This is a genomic window from Nocardia sp. NPDC056000 (genome assembly GCF_042269265.1).
GTDB lineage: Bacteria > Actinomycetota > Actinomycetes > Mycobacteriales > Mycobacteriaceae > Nocardia.
This window is the reverse complement of the sequence record NZ_JBHJXS010000001.1, coordinates 464,021-485,645: the sequence shown is the minus strand read 5'-3', so window position 1 is coordinate 485,645 and position 21,625 is coordinate 464,021. Positions and strand designations below refer to the sequence as shown.

Sequence of the window (21,625 nt, the reverse complement as noted above, 5' to 3'; positions counted from 1 at the left end):
CTACGCCGGGAGCTGTTCGACGCGCTCGGCGAGACAGGCAGGGCCGCCGCATGACCGCCGTATCCGCCGCCACCGCGGGCACGTACGACTCGTTCGCCGATGCCATCGGCAATACGCCGCTGGTGCGGCTGAACCGGGTCACCGATGACATTTCGGCCACCGTGTACGTCAAACTCGAATACCTCAATCCCGGTGGCAGCGTGAAGGATCGCGCGGCGCGCGCCATGCTGCTGGCCGCCGAGGCGTCCGGGGAACTGGGTCCGGGCGGCACCGTGGTGGAGGCCAGTTCCGGCAATACCGGACTCGGTCTGGCCGCCATCGCCGCGGCGCGCGGCTACCGCACCATCGTGGTGGTGCCGGACAAGGTGAGCGCCGAGAAGAAGGCGCTGCTGCGCGCCTACGGTGCCGAAGTGCACATCACGCCCGGACTGCGGCCGGTCGGGCATCCGGAGCATTTGCGCAGTGTCGCATTGAAATTGGTGGAGGAGATTCCCGGCGCGTGGTTCGCCGGGCAATACGACAACCCCGCCAATCCCGCAGCGCACCGCGCCACCACCGGTCCCGAGATCTGGGCGCAAACCGACGGGCGCATAACGCATTTCGTCGCGGGCATCGGCACCGGCGGCACCATCAGCGGTACCGGCGGCTTCCTGAAGGAGGTATCCGGCGGGTCGGTGCGGGTGATCGGCGCGGACCCGGAAACCTCTGTGTACGGTGGCGGCGACGGCCGAATCTGGTTCGTGGAGGCCGTCGGTCACTTCCTGCACCCCGAGACAGAGGAGGATCTGTGGCCGGAGGCGTACCGGGTGGATGTGGTCGACCGTATCGAACAGGTCGTCGACGCCGAGGCGATTCGGGTGCTGCACCGGCTGGCGCGGGAGGAAGGGCTACTGCTCGGCGGATCCTCCGGGACGGCGATCGCCGCCGCGCTCCGTACCGCGCGTGCACTCGGACCCGATGACGTCGTGGTGGTGCTCGCACCGGATTCCGGGCGGGCCTACCTGTCGAAGTACTTCAGTGACGAATGGCTGGGCACCTTCGGTTTCGAGCTGACCGGTCCGGTCGCCGGACCGACCGTCGGATCGATCCTCGGTGATCTGGGCGGCGAGGCCGTGCCCGTGGTGCTGTCGGGCGCACCGGTGGCGTCGGCGCGGGAATTGCTCGGCACGGCCGAGGCGCTGCCGGTGGTGTTGCAGCGCAACGCATCCGGACCGCTGGTGGCGACCGAACTGCTCGGCAGCATCACCCGGACCGGGCTGGCCGAGGCACCTGATACGGATCCGGTGAGCGAGCACCTGTCCGAGGCGCTGCCGGTGGTGGGCAGCACGGCTCCGCTCGCGGACGCGGTCGCGCGCTTGGACGGGCGAACCGGCCCGGTGGTCATCACACACGAGGGGCGAATCATCGCCGTGGTCGATGCCGAGCATCTGAATTCCCACGCCGCACGGACGGATACGCGGTGACCCCGCCCTGTCGGGTGTGGTGATCGTTGTCTGGAATCGTGCGGAATTTATCTCTCAGCGGATGGTGCGCGCGCGGGTTCAATCATCGCTATGAGCGTCGAATTCCTTTGGTACATCCCCAATCAGATCGATCCGGGGCATCGCGGGGATACCGCCGGTGCTGGCCACAACAGTCTGGACGCGCTGACCACGCAGGCGCGGGCGCTGGAGGAACACGGCTGGAAGGGTGCGCTGCTGGGTACCGGGTGGGGGCGTCCGGATACCTTCACCGTCGCCACGGCGCTGGCCGCGCGCACCGAGAAATTCGAACCGCTGATCGCCGTCCGCCCCGGTTATTGGCGGCCCGCGAACTTCGCCACCGCCGCCGCGACGCTCGATCACCTCTCCGGTGGGCGGGTCCGGATCAATATCGTCTCCGGTAAGGACAATCTTCCCGCGTACGGCGAGAGCGAGGAGGATCAGGCGCTGCGGTACGGGCGCACGAAAGAGTTCCTGCAATTGGTGCGCAAGCTGTGGACCGAGGAGAACGTCACCTATCGCGGTGAGCACTATCAGGTCACCGATTCCACCGTGGTGCCCCGGATCACGCCGCGCGACGGTCGCCCGCATCCCACGCTCTACTTCGGCGGCGCGTCCGATGCGGCCGAACGGGTCGCCGCGACCGAAGCCGATGTGCAGCTGTTCTGGGGTGAACCCCTGGAGGGCGTGCGCGAGCGCATCGAACGACTGCGCGCGCTGAGCGATGAACTGGGCCGCGAGCACGCACCGCTCGAATTCGGTTTGCGCGTCACCACTTTCGTGCGCGATACCACCGAACAGGCGTGGGCCGATGCCGAGGCGAAGGTGGCGGAGATGGCCGAAAGGCAGGGCGAACAGCAGAATTGGCGGCAGACGGCGGTCGGACAGCAGCGCCTGCTCGATCTGGCCGCACGCGGGGAGGTGCTGGACGACAACCTCTACACCACGCCGGGCCGCTTCGGCGGGGGCGGCGCGGGCACCACCTGGCTGGTCGGTTCGGCGCAGGACGTCGCCAAATCCCTGCGGCGCTATCGCGATCTCGGCATCACGCATTTCGTGCTGTCCGACACCCCGTACCTGTCCGAGATCGAACGGCAGGGCACGCAACTGCTCCCGCTGCTCGCGCAGCTGTGAGCCCCGGCCCGGCTGTGGGTTCGAATCGAGCTGCGGTCAATAGCTGACTCGGGCGGTGATCGCGGCGACGATACTCGCCATGACTCAGATCGCCCCGTCCCCGGAACAGGTGGTGGCCCAGCGCTACCGCGGCCCCGCCCCGGTCGAGCCCGCGCACTGGAATCCGGTGCTGCGGGTGCTGCACGAGCATCGCTCGGTACGCCGGTATCTGCCCGATCCGATCTCGGACGAGACGCTGCGGCTGCTGATCTCGGCCGCGCAATCCGCGCCGACGTCCTCGAATCTGCAGGCGTGGAGTGTGATCGCGGTGCGCGATCCCGAGCGCAAGGCGCGGCTGGCAGCGCTGGCGGGGGATCAGGAACACATTCGACAGGCCCCGGTGCTGCTGGTGTGGACCGCGGATCTGGCCCGGTTGCGCGGACTGGCCGCCGAGCGCGACGCCCCGCTGGAGGGCGCGGACTACCTGGAGTCCAGCTACGTGGCGTTCCTGGATGCGGCGCTGGCCGCGCAGAACGCATTGGTGGCGGCCGAATCACTGGGCCTGGGCACCGTATACATCGGCGCGATTCGAAACCATCCGGAGCAGGTGGCCGCCGAATTGGCTTTGCCGCCTGGGGTTTTCGCGGTCGTCGGCCTGGTGGTCGGCACTCCGGATCCGTCCGAGGACGCGCGGGTGAAGCCGCGCCTGCCGCAGGACGCCGTACTGCACGCCGAGGCATACGACGCGGACGCGCAGAGCGCGCATATCGCCGAGTACGAGACCCGGATCGCCGAGTTCTACTCCGAACAGCGCCTCGAACATTCCTGGACCGAACGCGTGCTGGCCCGGCTGGCCTCGGCCGCCGCGCTCAAGGGCCGCGATCGCCTCCGCGATCAGCTTGCGGCACAGGGCTTCCCGCTGCGTTGAGCGGTGTCGTTCCGGTGGAGGTGCGGGGATGGTGAGCGGGGACAAGAGTGCGGGAGCGGTGCTGCGGGCGGTGCTCGAGGAGGGCACCGCGCCGCGAAGCGTGATCGCGAAATCGGCCGGGTTGTCGCCCGCGACCGTGACCTCGCAGGTGCGGGCGCTGACCGCGGCCCGACTGCTCATCGAATTGCCCGAAACCGCCGGGCCTGCGGGGATGGGCCGCCCGCATTCGCCGCTGGTGCTCGATATCGCGGGCAATGTGGTGATCGGGGTGCATATCGCCGCCGACCACTGCACCGTCGCGGTGTTGAATATCGCCGGGACCGTACGACTTTCGCATCGCATACCGCACGCGACCCTGGAACCGGAGGTGATTCTGGCCGCCGCTGCCGCCGAGGTGCGGCGGTTGCGGGCCGAATTGACCGAGCGCGTCATCGGATTGGGCGTCGCCATCGGCGGCTGGGTGGACAGCGCGGCCGGAACGGTCATCGAGCACGGCACCCTGCCGTGGCGCAATGTGGCCGTGCGGCACTACCTTTCGGAGCACACCGGACTGCCGGTGACCATGGACAGTCACACCCGCGCGCTGGTGCACGCCGAACAGCTCTTCGGGCATGCGGGCAGCACCGCCGCCACCGTGGTGCTGTTCGCGGGCAATGTCATCGACGTCGCGTTCTCGGTGCACGGGCGGGTGCATTACGGCCCGCGCTCGGCCGCGGGCGCGATCACCCGGCTGGCCGGGGGTGATACCGCCGAATCCGAATTGGCGCAGTGCACCGATCGCGCGCTGGTGGCCGCCGCGCACGAACTGGGTCTGTCCGTGCGCGGTGTTCCGGATCTGGTGTCCGTGGCGGTCGGCGACCCGGCGGCGCAGACGCTGTTCGTGAACCGCGCGCGCATTCTGGCGCGGGTGGTGGCGGTGGTGATCGACCTGCTCGATCCGGACGCGGTGGTGATCGTGGATCCCGGACTCATTCGGGTGCCGGGCGTGCGCGCGGCGTATCTGGATGGCGTGCGCCGGTTCTCGGCCTGCGAGCGGCCCGAGGAGGTGATCTCGGGATCGTCGTTCTTCGGCCGGGTGCTGGAGACCGCCGCCGGGGCCGCGGTGCTACAGCGGCTGTTCACCGATCCGCTCGCGGTGGTGGCCGCCGCCGAACAGGCGGTGCGGCCGGTCGGGATTTGATTCGCACTTATTTTAAGTCGAACGAATGTTGCCCGATCGCAACGCTTTCCGCGAGAGTCTTGCTATGCGAAATCCTGCCGCCGCCACCCTCGGTTCCGAGACCCGCTCCTGTCTTCGCTGCCCGGATTCCTCTATTTCGTTCCGTCGCAGTTCTATCAGGAGTCACCAATGCGCTCTGCTATTCCCGGGCTAGGTTTGGTCCTGGCCGCCGCACTACTGGTCGCGGGTTGCGCCACCAAGGGCGGCGATACCGATCTTTCGGCGGCGCTGCCGACCAGCGTGCCGCCCGGCACCAAACTCTCCATTTCGGTGAATACCACCCGGGTCGCCCTGGAGGCGTCCGGACAGTCGAACACCCTGCCCTTCACCGTGTCCGACTGGCCCGTGGTGCAGGCCGGACCCGATGTGATCCAGGCCTTCCGCGGTGGCGCGCTGGATGTGGCCACCAATGCCGGAATTCCGCCGATCCACGCGCACGCCACCGGCGTCGACGCGAAGATCGTCGGGGTCAAGGTGCGCTCGACGCCGCTGTATCAGCTTGCGACAGCGCCGAATTCGGCGATCAACAGTCTTTCCGACCTGCGCGGTAAGCGCATCGGTTTCTCGCCGGGACAGGCGCAGGGCGTGGTCGTATTGCGCACCCTGCAGGCGGCGGGCCTCTCGGTGAGCGATGTCAAACTCGTCGAGTTGAACAGCCCGCAGTTCCTCACCGCGTTGCAGGGCAAACAGATCGATGTCGCCCCGCTCGCCGAACCGCAGCTCACCCTCTACCTGGCCCAGTACGGGGAGCAGGGCGCTCGCGGGGTGAAGACACCCGCGGTGGACGCGCTGACCATTCTCTGGGCGCCGACCGCCGTACTCCAGGATTCCGGAAAACTCGCCGCCATCACCGAATTCGTGAAGATCTGGGCGCGCACCGATATTTGGGCCTGGGAGCATCCGGACCAATGGCTCGACGCGTATTACGTGAAGGACCAGAAGGTCACACCGGATTCCGCACGCCGAATTCTGAGCACCGTGGAAAAGCCGTATTACCCCGCGAAATGGGATGACGCCATCAAGTGGGAGCAGGAAACCATCGACCTGGTCACCCGCTCCGGCTATTTCGGTTCGAGTTTCGATGCCGCCCAGCTCTTCGACAGGCGCTTCGAACAGCTCGCGTCCGATGCGGTGCCCGCCCAGTACCGGACCAAGGAGTCGCAATGACACTCGCACTGCCGCGCCCGGCACTCACCACAGCCCGGCCCGCCGAGACCTTCGTGGAACGGCGTCGACTGCGCCGCCTGGGACTTCGCAAACCGGTACCGTTCGCCCGCCTGCTCGGCGTGGTCGTGGTGCTCGCCGCCTGGTCGGCGGGCAGCTATTACGGCCTGCTGGATCAGCGCAAGCTGTCCGCGCCGTGGACCGTCCTGGACACCGGCTGGGAGCTGTTCCGTGACGGCACCCTCGTCGACAACACCCTCGCCTCGCTGACCCGGGCCGGAATCGGCCTGGGCGTGGGCATTCTGATCGGCACCGCGCTGGCGCTCATCGCGGGACTGTCCCGGCTCGGCGAATCGCTCATCGACGGTCCCCTACAGGTCAAGCGCGCCATTCCGAGCCTGGGCCTGATTCCGCTGATGATTCTGTGGCTGGGCATCGGTGAGACGTTCAAGATCGTGCTGATCACCTTGGGCGTGGTCATCGCCATGTACCTGCAAACCCACGCCTCGCTCACCGCCATCGACAAGCGATTCGTGGAACTGTCCGAGGTGCAAGGGGTTTCGCGCCTGGAATTCATTCGCAGCGTGGTGATCCCGGGCTCGCTGCCCGGCTTCTTCCTGGGCCTGCGGCTCTCGGTGACCGGTGCCTGGTTGTCCCTGGTGGTCGTCGAATCCGTCAATGCCACAGACGGATTGGGCAAGCTGATGAGCAGCGCCCAGAACTACGGGCAGGCCGATGTCATCCTGGTCTGCCTGGTCCTCTACGGCGTCTTCGGCTTGATTTCCGACGCCGGTATCCGACTGCTCGAACGCAAGGTGCTGTCATGGCGTCGCACGATCTCGACCTAGGCGTCCGCACCCGGGATCTGGTGCGCTCCTTCGGGAATCGCGTCATCCTGGACGATATCTCGCTGACCATTCCGCCCGGCCAATTCGTCGCCCTGCTGGGGCGCAGCGGTTCCGGTAAGAGCACGCTGCTGCGTGCGCTGGCCGGACTCGATCGCGATGTCGAGGGTTCCGGTTCGCTCCGGGTGCCCGCGAAAACCTCCGTGGTATTCCAGGATTCGCGACTGCTGCCGTGGCAGCGGGTACTGAGCAATGTGCTGTACGGACAACCGCGCAACCGCCGTCAGGCGGGTCGCGACCTGCTGGCCGAGGTCGGGCTGACCGGCCGCGACCGCGCCTGGCCGTCCGAGCTGTCCGGTGGTGAGCAGCAGCGCGTGGCGCTGGCCCGCGCCCTGGTCGGCGAGCCCGATCTGCTGCTGGCCGATGAACCGTTCGGCGCGCTGGACGCGCTCACCCGCATCAAGATGCACGAGCTGCTGCGCGAGCTGATCGCGCGGCACACCCCGACCGTGCTGCTGGTCACCCATGACGTGGACGAGGCGATCACCCTGGCACAGCGCGTGCTGGTGCTGGACGCCGGGCGTCTCACCGTCGACCTGCCCATCGACCTGCCGGCGCAACGTGATCCGGGCGAGCCCGAATTCCAGCGTTACCGCCGCACCCTGTTGACCGCGCTGGGCGTCGTCCCGGCCGGAGTCTGAGTAAGGAACCGCATGTCCCCGAAGCAGTTGCACCTCAACGCGTTTCTCATGTCGACCGGCCACCACGAGGCCTCGTGGCGGCTGCCGGAATCCGATCCGAACGCGAATACCAAGATCGACCACTATGTGAATCTGGCGAAGATCGCCGAACGCGGCAAGCTCGATTCCATCTTCTTCGCGGACAGCCCGGTGCTGTTCGGCGATACCGGCCGTCGCCCGGCGGGCAAGCTGGAGCCGACGGTCCTGCTCACCGCGATCGCGGTGCAGACCTCGCGGATCGGGCTCATCGCCACCGCGTCCACCAGCTACAACTCCCCGTTCAACCTGGCGCGCAGGTTCGCCTCGGTGGACTGGGTGTCAGGTGGCCGGGTGGGCTGGAATATCGTCACCACCGCCGGTGCGGACGCGGCCCGTAATTTCGGCCTCGACGATGTGCCCGATCACGCGCTGCGCTACGCCAAGGCCGCCGAATTCGTCGATGTGGCAACGAAACTGTGGGACAGCTGGGCCGATGACGCGGTGCTCGCCGATAAGGAATCGGGTATCCACACCGATCCGGACCGGGTCCGCAAGATCGATCACGACGGTGAGTACTTCAAGGTCGCCGGACCGCTGAACCTGCCGCGCTCCCCGCAGGGCTATCCGGTGCTGGTGCAGGCCGGATCCTCCGAGGACGGAAAGGAATTCGCGGCCCGCTACGCCGAGGCGGTGTTCACCGCGCAGCAGACCATCGAGGACGGGCTGGAGTTCTACACCGACCTCAAGCGCCGCGCGGTCGCGATCGGCCGCGATCCCGACACCATCAAGATCCTGCCCGGCATCGTGCCCGTCATCGGCGATACCGAGGAGCATGCCCGGGAACTGGATGCCGAACTGGAGCGGCTCATCTCGCCCGAATACGCCAAGCGTCAGCTCGCTCGCACCTGGGGCATTCCGGTCGAGGATCTGGACCTGGACAGTGAACTGCCCAACGATCTGCCCACCGAGGATGAGATCCAGGGGGCCAAGAGCCGGTTCACGCTGATCGTGAATCTCGCTCGGCGCGAACGACTCACGCTGCGCCAGCTCATCGCCCGGCTCGGCGGCGGGCGCGGGCACCACACCTTCGCCGGTACCGCCGAACAGGTCGCGGACACCATCGAGGAGTGGTTCACCCGCGGTGCGGCCGACGGCTTCAACATCATGCCCGCGGTGCTGCCCTCGGGTCTGGAGCGCTTCGTCGACGAGGTGGTGCCGATCCTGCAGCGGCGCGGCCTGTTCCGCACCGAGTACACCGAGACCACCCTGCGCGGGCACTACGGGCTCGACCGCCCGGTCAACCAGTTCGACGCCGCCGGCGCGCTCGTGGTCGCCGGATGAGTTCGGGCTCGGACTGTTTCGGTTCCGCGGCCTCGGAATCGGCCCCGGCGGCAGGTTCCGAGGCCACCGGGTGGATCCGGTATCTGCTGCGGCGGTGTGGCGCGCATAGGCGGACGGTGGTCGCCGCGGCGGTCGGATCGGTGATCGCCGCGGTGCTCACCGCGATACTGCCGCTGATCGTGCGGCATGTGGTCGATACGCTCACCGCGAGTGCGGCATCGGTGGTGCCGTGGGTGGCGCTGCTGCTCGTCATCGGCGTGGTGCGGTTCGGGGCCGGATACACCCGGCGCGTGGGGTCGTCGCGATTGTCGCTGGACGTACAGCATGATCTGCGCCGCGATCTGTTCGCGGCGCTGCTGCGGTTGAACGGGCGGCAGCGGGCCGGGCTGTACACCGGGCAAGTGGTGAGCCGCGCCATCACCGATGTGACGCTGATCCAGATGTTCCTGCAACTGGTTCCGCTGGTCACCGGGAACGCGGTACTGCTCGGGGTGTCGCTGGTGCTGATGGCGACCATGTCCCCGGCGCTGACCGCGATCGCGCTGCTGGTCATCCCGGCGCTGTGGTTCATTACCAAACGCAGTCAGCGCGAACTGTTCCCGGCCAACTGGGACGCCCAGGCGCGCGCCGCGGAGGTGGCCATGCGGGTGGAGGCCGCGGTGACCGGGGTGCGCGTGGTGAAGGGCTTCGGACAGGAATCGCGCGAGCTGGACGGGCTGGCCGAATCCGCGCGCGATCTGTACCGGTCGCGACTGCGGATCACCCGGATCACCAGCCGCTTCACACCGTTGATGCAGGCGATTCCGGCCGCGGGTCAGGCGCTGGTGCTGATCGTGGGCGGGCTGCTCGCCCTGCACCAATCCATTACGCTGGGCACGTTTTTGGCGTTCATGACCTATCTCGGATCATTCGTGACGCCGATTCGCATGTTCTCCATGCTGCTCACGGTGAGCCAGCAGGGCAAGGCATCCCTGGATCGGGTGCGCGAGGTGATCGAGACACCGGTTCCCGCCGAGACGGGGGCGGCGGGAACCAGGGCTCTCGATACCGTACGGGCAGAACACGCGCCGCGCATCGAATTCGAGGATGTGCGTTTCGGATTCGAGGATCAGCCGCCGGTTTTGAACGGCTTGGACCTGATCGTCGACGCGGGCGAGACGGTGGCCATCGCGGGCGCGGCAGGCTCCGGCAAATCGATTCTGGTGCAGCTGTTGCCCCGGCTCTTCGATCCGGACGGTGGTCGAATCCTGCTGGACGGCACCGATATTCGAGAACTGCCGGAATTGCGCGACCAGGTCGCCATGGTGTTCGAGGACACCTCGCTGATGGCCGATACGGTGCGCGCCAATGTCGCCTACGGCCGACCCGAGGCGGATGACGAGCGGGTGTGGCACGCACTGCGATTGGCGGCCGCCGACGAATTCGTGACCGCGCTGCCCGACGGGCTCGATACGCTCATCGGTGAACGCGGACAGCGGCTTTCGGGCGGCCAGCGCCAGCGCCTCGCACTCGCGCGCGCACTGATCACCGATGCGCCGATCCTGGTGCTCGATGACGCCACCTCGGCCATCGACGCCCAGGTCGAGGAGCAGATCTTCGCCCGCATCGCCGCCGAGGTGCGACGGCGCACCACCATCGTGGTGGCGCATCGCATTTCGACACTGGCGCTGGCCGACCGCGTCGCGGTACTCGATGACGGTCGCATCGCCGAACTCGGGACGCTGCACGAACTACAGCGCTCGGGCGAGCTGTTCCATGCCCTGTTCACCCCGCCCGATCCGGCGAGTATCGCCATCGATCTGGCGACCGATGCGGAATCTGTTCCCACCGAGGGACTCTGGGCGCAGGCCGAATCCGACGGCGACGAGAGCCGGGTGCTCGAACAGATCGCCAAGGCGTTCTCCCAGCGCGCCGCGGGCGCACCCGGGCCGATGGGCGGCGTCGGCGGCGGCATGATGTCGGGCGCACCGCCGAGCGGGGATGTACAGGCCCTCATCGATCGCCTGCCGCCGCTGTCCGGGGAACCCGAAGTGCCCGAACACTTCTCGCACACCCCCGACACCTCTTTCGATCTGTCGGGGCTGCTGCGCCCGTTCGCGCTGCCGCTGCTGGCCGGTCTGGGCCTGGTCGCCCTGGACGCCCTGGCACAGATCCTGATCCCCTTCCTGGTGCGCTTCGGCATCGACCACGGTGTACTCGAGAACGCGCGCGGCGTCCTGCTGATCGCCGCGAGCCTGGCGCTGGTGGTGGTCGCGGTGGACTGGGCGATCACGGTCGCGCAGGTCCGGGTCACCGGGCGCGCGGGGGAGCGGCTGCTCTACGGCCTGCGGGTCAAGGTGTTCGCGCAATTGCAGCGCCTGGGATTGCAGTTCTACGAGCGAGAACTGGCCGGACGCATCATGACCCGCATGATCACCGACGTCGACGGTCTGTCCACCTTCCTGCAGACCGGTCTCGCGGTGGCGCTCACCAGCACCCTCACCATCGCCGGAGTCGTGGTCGCGCTGGTCGTCATCGACGCCGGGCTGGCCCTGGTGGTCCTGCCGCTGCTCCCGGTGCTGGTGGTGGCGACCATCGCCTTCCGCCGCGCCTCGGTGCCCGCCTACAACCTGGCGCGCGAACAGGTCAGCGCCGCCAACGCCTATCTACAGGAGAATGTCGACACCATCGCGGTGACCCAGGCGTACCGCCGCGAAGCGGTGAATCAGCGCGAATTCGACCGGCGCTCCTGGGGATACCGCAACGCGCGACTGCGCAGTCAGACGCTGATGGCGCTGTTCTTCCCGTTCATCGAGATCATGTCGCTCATCGCCACCGCGGCCGTGCTTGCGGTCGGCGTGCATCAGGTCCGCGAAAGTGTGCTCACCGCAGGCACTTTGATCGCATTCCTGCTGTACGTGGATCTGTTGTTCGCGCCCATCCAGCAGCTGTCACAGGTGTTCGACAGCTACCAGCAGGCGGTGATCGGCGTGGAGCGCCTCGGTGTGCTCATGCGCGAGGAGGTCGCCACCCCGGACGCGCCCGATGCCCGTCCGGTCGAAGGGCTCGCGGGCGATATCGAATTCCGCGGAGTCGGTTTCGCCTACGACACCGCCGGAAACCGGGTGCTGTCCGGTATCGATCTGCGGATCGCGCCCGGTCAGCAGGTCGCCGTGGTCGGTGAGACCGGCGCGGGCAAATCCACCCTGGTGAAACTGCTCGCGCGACTCTACGACACCACCGACGGCGCGGTGCTGGTCGACGGCGTCGACATCCGCGACTACCGGCTGCGTGACTATCGGCATCGCCTCGGTGTGGTGCCGCAGGAACCGTTCCTGTTCGGCGATACCGTGCACGCCGCCATCGCGTACGGTAAACCCGATGCCACCCCGGCCGAAATCGAATGGGCGGCACGGGCGGTCGGCGCGCACGAGATGATCGCCGCCCTCGAACACGGCTACCGTCAGCCCATCGGCGCACACGGTGCGGCCCTGTCCGCGGGCCAGCGCCAACTGCTGGCCCTGGCCCGGGCCCAACTGGTCGATCCGGACATTCTCATCCTCGATGAGGCCACCGCATCGCTGGATCTGGCCACCGATGCCCGGGTCCGGACCGCGGTGGAGGTGCTGACGGTGGGCCGCACCACCATCGTGGTGGCGCACCGCCTGGCGACCGCGGCCACCGCCGACCTCATCGTGGTGGTCGGCGAGGGTCGGCTGTTGCAAACCGGACGGCATGCGGACCTACTCGAATCCGACGGTCCCTACCGTCGCCTCTGGTCGGCATATGTCGGTGATGCGGAGCCCGCTGAAGAATCCGAAGCTGTCGAAATGGGAAATTCCGAGTCGGAGGTTCATGCATTTGCACAACGCCATTGATGACACTTGTGGCAATTGATTAGCTATCTTCCTGGACGGGCGCATCGGTGCGGGAGTTCCACGATTCTCGTCACCAGTCCGTCCTCCAGATGGATTGTCATGTCCGGCATGGAGTTCGGCCGGGCCAGATCGGCGCGAAGGTGGTCCAGCGTGCAGGGGCCGCGGTAGGCGCTGTCGGCCAGGTGTGCGCAATCCGGGGTGCATACGATGGCCGCATCGCCGGAAATCATTGTCGCCCAGTCGATCACACGGTTGCGGTGCGCGGCATCGGCCCGATCCGGGGTGCGATAGACGAGCCAGCCGTTCGCTATGCGCTCCGGCCGCACGACGAGATCGATGGAACCGTGCTTACGCGCTGGATGCACGGGTGCGAATACGCCGTAGATCGATGCGGCCAGACCCGCGACGGTGAGGATTACGAGGGTCGGCCACTGCCTGCGGAACCATGATCCGGTGAACGTCATACCGTGATGCTTCCGGGCCCGGGGGTGGCCGGTCTTGTCCCGGTGATCAAGGGTGAAAGCCGGTATTTGTTCGCGCCGACAGTCTGTGCCGAGCTCGCCGGTGTCTACTTTTTCACTACCGGTACGCGTGCGGTATTCGGTAATCAGCGGTTACCTTCGGAACTATGAATGGTGTCGTGGCTACCGTTCGGCATATCGTCGCGGGATTCGACGACGATATCGCGCGACTGCTCGATGCGAATGGTTCGGCGGATCGCCCGGTGACGAGTATCGAACTATTCGACTCGGCCGATTCGCTCGTCGAGCCGGGTGCGCTGGTCCTGGCCGTCGGGGTGGACGATGAGGACCGGGTGCGCGCGCTGCTGGCCGCCGCCGAACGCGATGGCGTCGCCGGGGTGGTCGTCAAGGGGACGGCCGCGAAGATCGCCGCGGATCTGGCCGCCGATATCGCGGTGGTGTGGGTGCGCGAGGATATGTCCTGGCTGGATTTGGCGGTATGCCTGCGTCAGCGGCTCATCGACCGCGTCCGATCGCAGCCCGCCGCGGACGGTTCGGCGGCGAATGAGCTTTTCGCACTGGCGGATTCGATCAGCACCCTGGTCGGCGGACCGGTCACCATCGAATCCGAAACCTCCGAGGTGCTGGCCTGGTCGACCGGACAGCAGGGGGCCGACGGGCTGCGCGTCGAATCGATTCTGGTGCGTTCGGTGCGGCCCGGCTGGGTGCGACTGCTCGCCGAGGAGGGCGTGCTCGCCGAAATCGCGAAGTCCCCGGATCCGGTATTCGTGCCCGCGCATTCGATCGACGGTCAGCCGATGCCCCGGGTCGCGATCGCGGTGCGCAGCGGCGGCGTCATTCTCGGTTACATCTGGATCGTGGTGCATGAGCCGTTATCGGCGGAGACCGCCGGGCAATTGCGGTACCTGACGCGCATCGTGGCATTGCAGCTCGCACAGCTGACCATGAATCCGCCCTCGGCCATCCGGCAGCAGCGCCGTGAGCTGGGCGAGACCATCTTCGCGGGTGGGCCGGGAGCGGTGATCGCGGCGAATCGGCTCGGATTGACGCCCGGACCGCTGGTGGTGCTGGCGATCGGCGCGGAGGATCCGCGCGATGCGCCGGGTAGGGGAGACGGTTCGCTGATCGCGGATCGGCGGAGAGTGGACAGTCTCTTCGAGCATTATCTCAGCGCCGTCCATCCATCCAGCGTGGTGCTGCGCAATGACGGCGTGCTCTACGCGCTACTGGGCTGGCCGGGACTCGACGATGATGCCGCCGCCACCGAAACTCGTTCGCTGGCAGATGATTTCCTGCGCCGCTCACTCGACGGCACCGACTACCGCATTGCCGTCGCCCCCGCGATCGCGGCGGTGTCGCGGGTCGCCGTGGCGCGGGCGCAGGCCGATGCGATCCTGTCCGCCATGCTGCGTGAACCCGGCTCCGCGAGTGCGCGATTGGCGGATGTGGCGCTGCCGATGCTGCTCGGCCGCCTCGCCGACTACGCGGATTCGCTTGACCTGCCGCCGTTCTCGGGCCCGCTGCGCGTGCTGGCCGATGAACAGGGCACGAACGGGCAACTGCTGGAATCGCTGTCCGCGTATTTCGAATCGGGCGGCGTGCTGGACGTGGCGGCGGCCCGGCTGCATGTGCACATCAATACGCTGCGATATCGCCTCCGCAAGGTGCAGGAGGTCAGCGGACTGGATCTGCAGGACGCGGACGCGATATTGCTGGCGCAGTTGGAACTTCGGCTGTTACGCCTGCGGCGCGGCCTCCGGTGATCGCGGTCCGCGATCCCGGGTAGCCGTCGCGGATGCGGTCAGTGCACCACATTCGGTACCGCGTTCGGGTTCGTCGCGCCCACCGCCGCACCGATGCCCGCACCCACACCGGTACCGATCGCCGCGCCGACACCCGCGCCGACCGCCACCGGTACCGCCTCACCGGCCGCGAAACCCAGTGCGCCGCCGACCAATCCGCCGGTGATGGCGCCACCCGGAACGGTGACCCCTTCGAGCGGGACCGCGGGCAGTCCGATCACACCGCCGATGGCAGCGCCCGTGGCCGCACCGATCGGCACGCCGATCGCGGCTCCGGCCAGACCCACCGGCAGCCCGGCTACCCCGCCGACGATGCCGCCGCCGACCGCACCGACACCGGCTCCGATACCCGCGCCGACCGCCGCACCGCTCGCGATCGGATTCGACGGTTGCTGCTGTGCGGCGGGGGCCGGGGGAGTCACGGTCGCCGCACTCGCGGTACCCGTGCCCGCCGCGAGAATGAGCGCGGGCGCGGCCAGGGCGATGACTCCGGTGCCGGCGATGGTGACGAGATTCTTCTTCATGGGAACGGATCCTTACGAACAGTTGGAACGTGGACCATTCGATAGTCGTACGCCACGTACCAGCGGTTCTTGTCCAGCCGTTCAAACTCCCCGGTGCCCGATTGTCCCAGCGGACACCCTGGGCGCGTTCAGCCGGTGAGCGTGCCGCGCAGCTCGATCGCGATCTCCGTGGCGTCGAGATTGGCCAGTGCGTTCGCGAGCACATCCGCGTCGAAGGTGCCGTTATCGCGGGCGTCCAGCAGTGCGGAGCGCTGGGCGGAAATGACGGCGAGGCGATGGTCGCGCGAGGTTTCGAAGGTCTCCCGGCTGGGCTCGCCGTCGGGATGCGGCGGTTCGGGCACCGTCTGCGCGCTCTCGCGCAGCATTTCCATGATCCGGGTCAGTTCGGTCTGGGTCTGCTCCTCGGACTCGCCCGGATCGGTATCGGCGGGCAGGATCCGCAACAGCGGCCCGATGGTGCCGCCCTGCACGACCAGTGACATGAGCGCGACCGCGAACGCGATGAGCACCAGTACCGAACGCTGCGGGGTGTCCTCGGGCAGGGTCTGCGCGGCGGCCACGGTCACCGCGCCGCGCATCCCCGCCCAGACGACCGCCGCGCCCTCGCGGGGGCCGAGCGGTTCGCGCAGGAAGTACTCGATATTGGCCAGCCCCTTGGTGACTCGCCGGGCGAGGCGGTCGATATCGTGCTCGGAGAGTGTGCGCCGGCTGGTCGACCGGGACAGCATTTCCTGCTTGCCCGCATCGGTGCTCATCTTCTCCTGCATGCTCTCCAGCCGGGGCTGCAGTTGTTCACCGCGGCGGACGCTGCTCGACAGCACGCGCAACAGCGGGGCGACGAACGCCGCGCGCACCGCGAGCGTCAAGATCAGCGCGCCCGCGGCGATCAGCACGGCCGTGCCGACTCCGCCGTGATCGTCGTGCACCTTGGCGACGATGGTGCGGATCTGCAGACCCATGGTCAGGAAGACCGCGCCCTCCAGCACGAGTTCGATGGTGCGCCAATTCTGCGAATCCGAGAGCCGGTTGCGCGGCGAAAGATCCCGTGGCGCACGGATTCCCGTAATGAGACCGGCCACCACCGCCGCCACCAGACCCGATGCGCCCAGCAGTTCCGCGGGCACCGACGCGACGAACGGGACCGTGAAGGAGATGACGGTATTGACCGTCGAATCCGTCACGCGCTTGCGGATCATCAGATTGAGCCGCCCGACGCACCAGCCGATCACGACGGCCACCAGCACCGAGTAGACGAACATGCCGACCGAACTCCAGAACGAGAAGGTCGCGGCCGTGGCGACGATCGCGGTGCGCAGCAGCACCAGCGCGGTCGCGTCATTGAGCAGACTCTCCCCGTCCAGCATCGCGACCACGCGTTTGGAGACCGAGGTCTGTTTGATGATCGAGGTCGCCACCGCATCGGTCGGGCTGATGATCGCGCCCAGCGCCACACCCCAGGCGAAGCCCACATCCGGGATGACGATCATGAAGAACAGGCCCAGTGCCAGTGCCGTGCCCACCACCAGCACCACGGAAAGTCCACTGATGGCGCCGAATTCGCGCCGGAAGTTCATCGCGGGCATGGAGACCGCCGAGGAGTACAGCAGCGGCGGCAGCACGCCTTCGAGAATCCACTCGGGCTCGATATGGGCTCCGGCGAACATCGGCAGGTAACTCACCACGACACCGATCGCCACCAGCACCAGCGGGGAGGCGATCCCGAGCCGGGGACCCGCTACGGCCGAGGCGGCGATCACCAGGAGCGCGGTCACGCTCACGATCAGCAGTTCGGTCACCCGGCCAATAGTGGCAGTGATCGCCGCCGAATCCCGGTTACTCCTCGGGTCGGTGTGCCGACCGGTCGGCTTCGGCCTGCGCGGCGATCCGCGTGCGGACCTCATCCCAGCTCATCGGCAATTCGGCGGCCGGTGCGCTGAAGAACGTGAAAGTGGCGTCCTTCATGACTTTTCGCTTGCGCTCGATGGTCGACTTATGCGGCTCCGCCCCCGCATAGGCGTAGATGGCGGCCTTATCGGTCCATGCCGAATAGGTCCAGAAGGTGCCCTTGAACAGTTCGGCGTCCAGGGCCACACCGACCGCTCCGGGCGAGCGGCGGGCCTGCCGCCACAGCGCCATCGAGGCGATCAGGAAGCCGGGCACATCGCGCAGCGATTTGACCTGCAGGCGGGAGGCCATGCACTGCACCTCGGGGGTGGCGGGGGTGGCGACCGCGATCCACGGAATCTTTGGCATACCACCAACATTCCACAATGGAAGTTAAGTTGTCAATGACAAGATTCGGCGGAGTGGCCGGACCGGGTGAAGGGCTTGCTTTGTTAGGTAAGCCTGACCTACACTTGGAATCGGCGTTGGGACCGAGTGAGTGTCCGGAGGGCTGCCGAGACCCCCGGTCCATTGCCGCGGCGGGTTCCCCTATCCAAGGGGAGCCCGCCGCTTCGTATTTCGGGCGGACATGCGAGTGTGAGGTCATGACCGATGACTTCTCCTCGATCAAGTCCATGGCCGATGTGACTCCCGAGCTGATGAACCAATTCGCCGCCGGCACCTTCGTCGACACCTTCGGGCTGAAGATGACCGAGATGAGCCCGGATCGGGTTGCGGCCGAATGGGTTGTGACGCCGAACCAGCATCAGCCCGCCGGAATCGTGAACGGCGGGGTGTACTGCACCGTCATCGAAACCCTGGCCAGCGTCGCGGGCAGCGTGTGGCTGGGCGATCGCGGAACCGTGGTCGGGGTCAACAACAACACCGACTTCCTGCGGGCGGTGCGCGAGGGCGTATTGCGCGGGGTCGCGACGCCGATTCATCGCGGGCGGTCGCAGCAGCTGTGGGTCGTGGTGATCACCGATGAACAGGATCGGACCGTGGCGCGCGGTCAGGTGCGCCTGCAGAACCTCGCCGCACAGGGCTGAATCGCGGCGCGATAGGGCTGATCTCGGACGAAACATCCAGGTAACGCGGGTCATGTCAGAATGGCCGACGACCCGCCACGCCGTTCGCCGAGGAGCCCGAATGCGACTGTCGCCGCACGAGCAGGAACGCCTGCTGCTGAGTTACGCGGCCGAGCTGGCCCGGCGGCGGCAGGCTCGCGGACTCAAGCTGAACCATCCGGAGTCGGTGGCGCTCATCGTCGATCATGTGCTCGAGGGGGCGCGGGACGGGCGCAGCGTCGCCGAATTGATGACCTCGGGGCGGACCGTGCTCACGCGCGCGGATGTCATGGAGGGGGTGCCGGAGATGATTCACGACGTTCAGGTCGAGGCGACTTTCCCGGACGGCACCAAGCTCGTCACCGTCCACCACCCGATCGGCTGAGTCATGCTGAATCCAATGCGAGCTCCGCAAGCTCCGCTCGTGCCTGGTGAATTCCTCTGTGCCGAAGGCACTATCGAGCTCAATGCCGGAGCCGATCGCATCGAGGTCGATGTGGTGAACACCGGTGACCGGCCGGTTCAGGTCGGCAGCCACGTGCATTTCCCGCAGGCCAACTCCGCGCTGGCATTCGATCGCGAGGCCGCGCACGGCCGCCGCCTCGATATTCCCGCCGGTACCGCCGTACGCTTCGAACCCGGTCTGGGCCAGCGTGTTTCGCTCGTTCCGCTGGGCGGCACCCGCGAAGTGCACGGCATCAGCCTGACCCCTCCCGGAAAGCTGGACGCCTGATGGCCGAACTCTCCCGCGCCCGCTACGCCCAGCTGTTCGGGCCCACCACCGGCGACCGAATCCGCCTGGCGGACACCGACCTTCTCATCGAGATCACCGAAGACCGCAGCGGCGGACCGGGACTCGCCGGTGACGAGGCCGTCTTCGGCGGCGGCAAGGTGCTGCGCGAATCCATGGGCCAGGCCCGCGCCACCCGCGCCGAGGGCACCCCCGATACCGTCATCACCGGTGTGGTCATCATCGATCACTGGGGAATCATCAAGGCCGACATCGGTATTCGCGACGGCCGTATCAGCGCCATCGGCAAGGCCGGTAACCCGGACACCATGACCGGGGTGCATCCGGATCTGGTGGTCGGGGCCTCCACCGAGATCATCGCGGGCAACGGCCGCATCCTCACCGCCGGGGCCATCGACTGCCACGTGCACTTCATCTGCCCGCAGATCCTGGACGAGGCCATCGGCAGCGGCATCACCACGCTGGTCGGCGGCGGCACCGGACCCGCCGAGGGTTCCAAGGCCACCACCGTCACCCCGGGCGCATGGCATCTGGGCCGCATGCTCGAGGCCACCGACGGCTGGCCGGTGAACATCGTGCTGCTCGGCAAGGGCAACACCGTGCGCCAGGAAGCCATGTGGGAGCAATTGCGCGGCGGCGCAGCGGGTTTCAAACTGCATGAGGATTGGGGCACCACCCCCGCGGCCATCGACGCCTGCCTCACCGTCGCCGACGCCTCGGGCGTCCAGGTGGCGCTGCATTCGGACACCTTGAACGAGGCCGGATTCGTCGAGGACACCCTGGCTGCGATTCGCGGAAGGGCCATCCACTCGTATCACACCGAGGGTGCGGGCGGCGGGCACGCGCCCGACATCATCACGGTCGCCGCGTACGCGAATGTGCTGCCCAGTTCCACCAATCCGACTCGGCCGCATACGGTCAACACCCTCGACGAGCATCTCGACATGCTCATGGTGTGCCATCACCTGAGCCCCTCCATTCCGGAGGATCTGGCCTTCGCGGAGAGCCGGATTCGGCCCTCCACCATCGCGGCGGAGGATCTGCTGCACGATATGGGCGCGATCTCCATGATCGGCAGTGACGCCCAGGCCATGGGCCGCATCGGCGAGGTCGTCATGCGCACCTGGCAGACCGCGCACGTGATGAAGCGGCGGCGCGGCTCGCTGCCGGGAGATGGTGCGGCGGACAACAATCGGGTGAAGCGGTACGTGGCCAAGTACACGATCTGCCCGGCCGTGGCGCACGGTCTCGATCAGGAGATCGGATCGGTCGAGGTCGGCAAGCTCGCCGATCTGGTGCTGTGGGAACCGGCCTTCTTCGGGGTGCGCCCGCACGCGGTGCTCAAGGGCGGCACCATCGCCTGGGCCGCCATGGGCGATGCCAATGCCTCCATTCCGACCCCGCAGCCGGTGCTGCCGCGTCCCATGTTCGGCGCGTCCCCGGCGGTGGCGGCGGGTACCTCGCTGCATTTCGTCTCCGAACAGGCCATCGAGGACGGTCTGGCCGATCGGCTGCGGGTGAATCGGAAACTGGTGCCGGTGGCCAATGTCCGCAGGCGCGGTAAGGCCGATATGCCGCGCAATGACGCCATGCCGCGCATCGAGGTCGATCCCGATACCTTCACCGTGCGCATCGACGGTGAGGTGTGGGCCGAGGAACCCGCCACCGAACTGCCCATGGCACAGCGGTATTTCCTGTTCTGAGGGCTGCGATCAGGCCGAATTAATCCCCGCGGCCCGGTCGGAACGCGTGGCAGACTGGCCATATGACCACTTCCGACTGGGCCGAAGTTGATCGCTATCTCGTGGATACCCTGGTGGGAGACGGGGATTCCGCGACCCTGAGCGCGAATGCCGCCGCCGGGCTGCCCGCCATCGATGTGTCACCGCCGCAGGGCAAATTCCTGTACCTCATCGCCAAGTCGTCGCGGGCGCGCCGGGTGCTGGAGATCGGAACGCTCGGTGGCTACAGCACCACCTGGCTGGCGCGCGCGGTCGGCAAGGAGGGTCAGGTGCTGACCCTCGAATACGAACCCAAGCACGCCGAGGTGGCGCGGGAGAACCTCGATCGCGCGGGAGTCGGTGACCGCGTGGAGATTCGGGTCGGCGCGGCCCTGGACAGTCTGCCGGTACTCGCGGGGGAGAACCCGGAACCGTTCGATCTGGTCTTCATCGACGCCGACAAGGTGAACAACGCCAACTATGTGCAGTGGGCGCTGCAGTTGACCCGGCCCGGATCGGTCGTCATCGTCGACAATGTGGTCCGAAACGGCGGTATCGCGCACGCGGATTCGTCCGATGCCGCGGTGCGGGCCAGCCGCGAGGTCATCGAATTGCTCGCCGCCGAACCACGATTGGACGCCACCGTGCTGCAGACCGTGGGCGGTAAGGGCTGGGACGGTTTCGCCTATGCCGTGGTGGTCGATCAGGACTGAGCGTGTCTCAGCTC

19 protein-coding genes are annotated in these 21,625 nt (G+C 67.4%); 15 read left to right on the top strand and 4 right to left on the bottom strand.

Going from position 1 to position 21,625, the window contains the following annotated elements; translation table 11 throughout:
• Positions 1-50 precede the first annotated feature (50 nt).
• From ACFC4D_RS02260 to ACFC4D_RS02220, 9 genes are all read left to right on the top strand, one after another.
• The gene (locus ACFC4D_RS02260) at positions 51-1,463 is read left to right on the top strand and encodes a pyridoxal-phosphate dependent enzyme (RefSeq protein ID WP_376061306.1); all 1,413 of its coding nucleotides are present in this window, start codon (positions 51-53) and stop codon (positions 1,461-1,463) included.
• Positions 1,464-1,553: 90 nt separating this feature from the next.
• Entirely contained in the window at positions 1,554-2,615 is a 1,062-nt protein-coding gene (locus ACFC4D_RS02255) for an LLM class flavin-dependent oxidoreductase (RefSeq protein ID WP_376061304.1), read from the top strand.
• A 79-nt stretch (positions 2,616-2,694) separates the two neighbouring features.
• Positions 2,695-3,522: an NADPH-dependent oxidoreductase gene (locus ACFC4D_RS02250; RefSeq protein ID WP_376061302.1), complete on the top strand. Its 828-nt coding sequence runs from the start codon at positions 2,695-2,697 to the stop codon at positions 3,520-3,522.
• A gap of 28 nt (positions 3,523-3,550) precedes the next feature.
• Positions 3,551-4,702, top strand: a complete 1,152-nt coding sequence (locus ACFC4D_RS02245; protein WP_376061301.1) for an ROK family protein — start codon at positions 3,551-3,553, stop codon at positions 4,700-4,702.
• 168 nt (positions 4,703-4,870) lie between these two features.
• Positions 4,871-5,908, top strand: coding sequence for an ABC transporter substrate-binding protein (locus ACFC4D_RS02240; RefSeq protein ID WP_376061300.1), 1,038 nt, complete (start codon positions 4,871-4,873; stop codon positions 5,906-5,908).
• Complete coding sequence (locus ACFC4D_RS02235; protein ID WP_376061298.1) at positions 5,905-6,753, top strand: ABC transporter permease; 849 nt, start codon at positions 5,905-5,907, stop codon at positions 6,751-6,753. The genes ACFC4D_RS02240 and ACFC4D_RS02235 overlap by 4 nt, the downstream gene beginning before the upstream one ends.
• The gene (locus ACFC4D_RS02230; protein ID WP_376061297.1) at positions 6,729-7,451 is read left to right on the top strand and encodes an ABC transporter ATP-binding protein; all 723 of its coding nucleotides are present in this window, start codon (positions 6,729-6,731) and stop codon (positions 7,449-7,451) included. The genes ACFC4D_RS02235 and ACFC4D_RS02230 overlap by 25 nt, the downstream gene beginning before the upstream one ends.
• A 12-nt stretch (positions 7,452-7,463) precedes the next feature.
• Positions 7,464-8,810, top strand: a complete 1,347-nt coding sequence (locus tag ACFC4D_RS02225) for an LLM class flavin-dependent oxidoreductase (protein WP_376061296.1) — start codon at positions 7,464-7,466, stop codon at positions 8,808-8,810.
• The gene (locus ACFC4D_RS02220; protein ID WP_376061295.1) at positions 8,807-12,667 is read left to right on the top strand and encodes an ABC transporter ATP-binding protein; all 3,861 of its coding nucleotides are present in this window, start codon (positions 8,807-8,809) and stop codon (positions 12,665-12,667) included. The genes ACFC4D_RS02225 and ACFC4D_RS02220 overlap by 4 nt, the downstream gene beginning before the upstream one ends.
• A gap of 23 nt (positions 12,668-12,690) precedes the next feature.
• On the opposite strand, the gene ACFC4D_RS02215 is transcribed toward ACFC4D_RS02220, so the two are convergent.
• Positions 12,691-13,131: a hypothetical protein gene (locus ACFC4D_RS02215; protein ID WP_376061294.1), complete on the bottom strand. Its 441-nt coding sequence runs from the start codon at positions 13,129-13,131 to the stop codon at positions 12,691-12,693.
• A gap of 176 nt (positions 13,132-13,307) precedes the next feature.
• Between ACFC4D_RS02215 and ACFC4D_RS02210 the strand changes: the two genes are divergently transcribed.
• The gene (locus ACFC4D_RS02210) at positions 13,308-14,912 is read left to right on the top strand and encodes a PucR family transcriptional regulator (RefSeq protein WP_376061293.1); all 1,605 of its coding nucleotides are present in this window, start codon (positions 13,308-13,310) and stop codon (positions 14,910-14,912) included.
• 38 nt (positions 14,913-14,950) lie between these two features.
• On the opposite strand, the gene ACFC4D_RS02205 is transcribed toward ACFC4D_RS02210, so the two are convergent.
• The 3 genes from ACFC4D_RS02205 to ACFC4D_RS02195 all read right to left on the bottom strand — a co-directional run bounded on the left by ACFC4D_RS02205 (position 14,951) and on the right by ACFC4D_RS02195 (position 17,728).
• A complete protein-coding gene (locus ACFC4D_RS02205; RefSeq protein ID WP_375967677.1) occupies positions 14,951-15,475 on the bottom strand; it encodes a hypothetical protein in 525 nt (174 codons plus the stop codon).
• Positions 15,476-15,603: 128 nt separating this feature from the next.
• Complete coding sequence (locus ACFC4D_RS02200; protein ID WP_375967675.1) at positions 15,604-17,271, bottom strand: cation:proton antiporter; 1,668 nt, start codon at positions 17,269-17,271, stop codon at positions 15,604-15,606.
• 37 nt (positions 17,272-17,308) lie between these two features.
• Positions 17,309-17,728, bottom strand: a complete 420-nt coding sequence (locus ACFC4D_RS02195; RefSeq protein ID WP_375967673.1) for a hypothetical protein — start codon at positions 17,726-17,728, stop codon at positions 17,309-17,311.
• 290 nt (positions 17,729-18,018) lie between these two features.
• Between ACFC4D_RS02195 and ACFC4D_RS02190 the strand changes: the two genes are divergently transcribed.
• The 5 genes from ACFC4D_RS02190 (at position 18,019) to ACFC4D_RS02170 (ending at position 21,611) form a co-directional block, all read left to right on the top strand.
• Positions 18,019-18,408: a PaaI family thioesterase gene (locus tag ACFC4D_RS02190; protein WP_376061883.1), complete on the top strand. Its 390-nt coding sequence runs from the start codon at positions 18,019-18,021 to the stop codon at positions 18,406-18,408.
• 100 nt (positions 18,409-18,508) lie between these two features.
• The gene (locus ACFC4D_RS02185) at positions 18,509-18,811 is read left to right on the top strand and encodes an urease subunit gamma (RefSeq protein WP_364633777.1); all 303 of its coding nucleotides are present in this window, start codon (positions 18,509-18,511) and stop codon (positions 18,809-18,811) included.
• 15 nt (positions 18,812-18,826) lie between these two features.
• Complete coding sequence (locus ACFC4D_RS02180; RefSeq protein WP_375967671.1) at positions 18,827-19,159, top strand: urease subunit beta; 333 nt, start codon at positions 18,827-18,829, stop codon at positions 19,157-19,159.
• Complete coding sequence (locus ACFC4D_RS02175) at positions 19,159-20,880, top strand: urease subunit alpha (RefSeq protein WP_376061291.1); 1,722 nt, start codon at positions 19,159-19,161, stop codon at positions 20,878-20,880. The genes ACFC4D_RS02180 and ACFC4D_RS02175 overlap by 1 nt, the downstream gene beginning before the upstream one ends.
• 62 nt (positions 20,881-20,942) lie before the next feature.
• Positions 20,943-21,611, top strand: a complete 669-nt coding sequence (locus ACFC4D_RS02170; RefSeq protein WP_376061290.1) for an O-methyltransferase — start codon at positions 20,943-20,945, stop codon at positions 21,609-21,611.
• Positions 21,612-21,625: the final 14 nt, after the last annotated feature.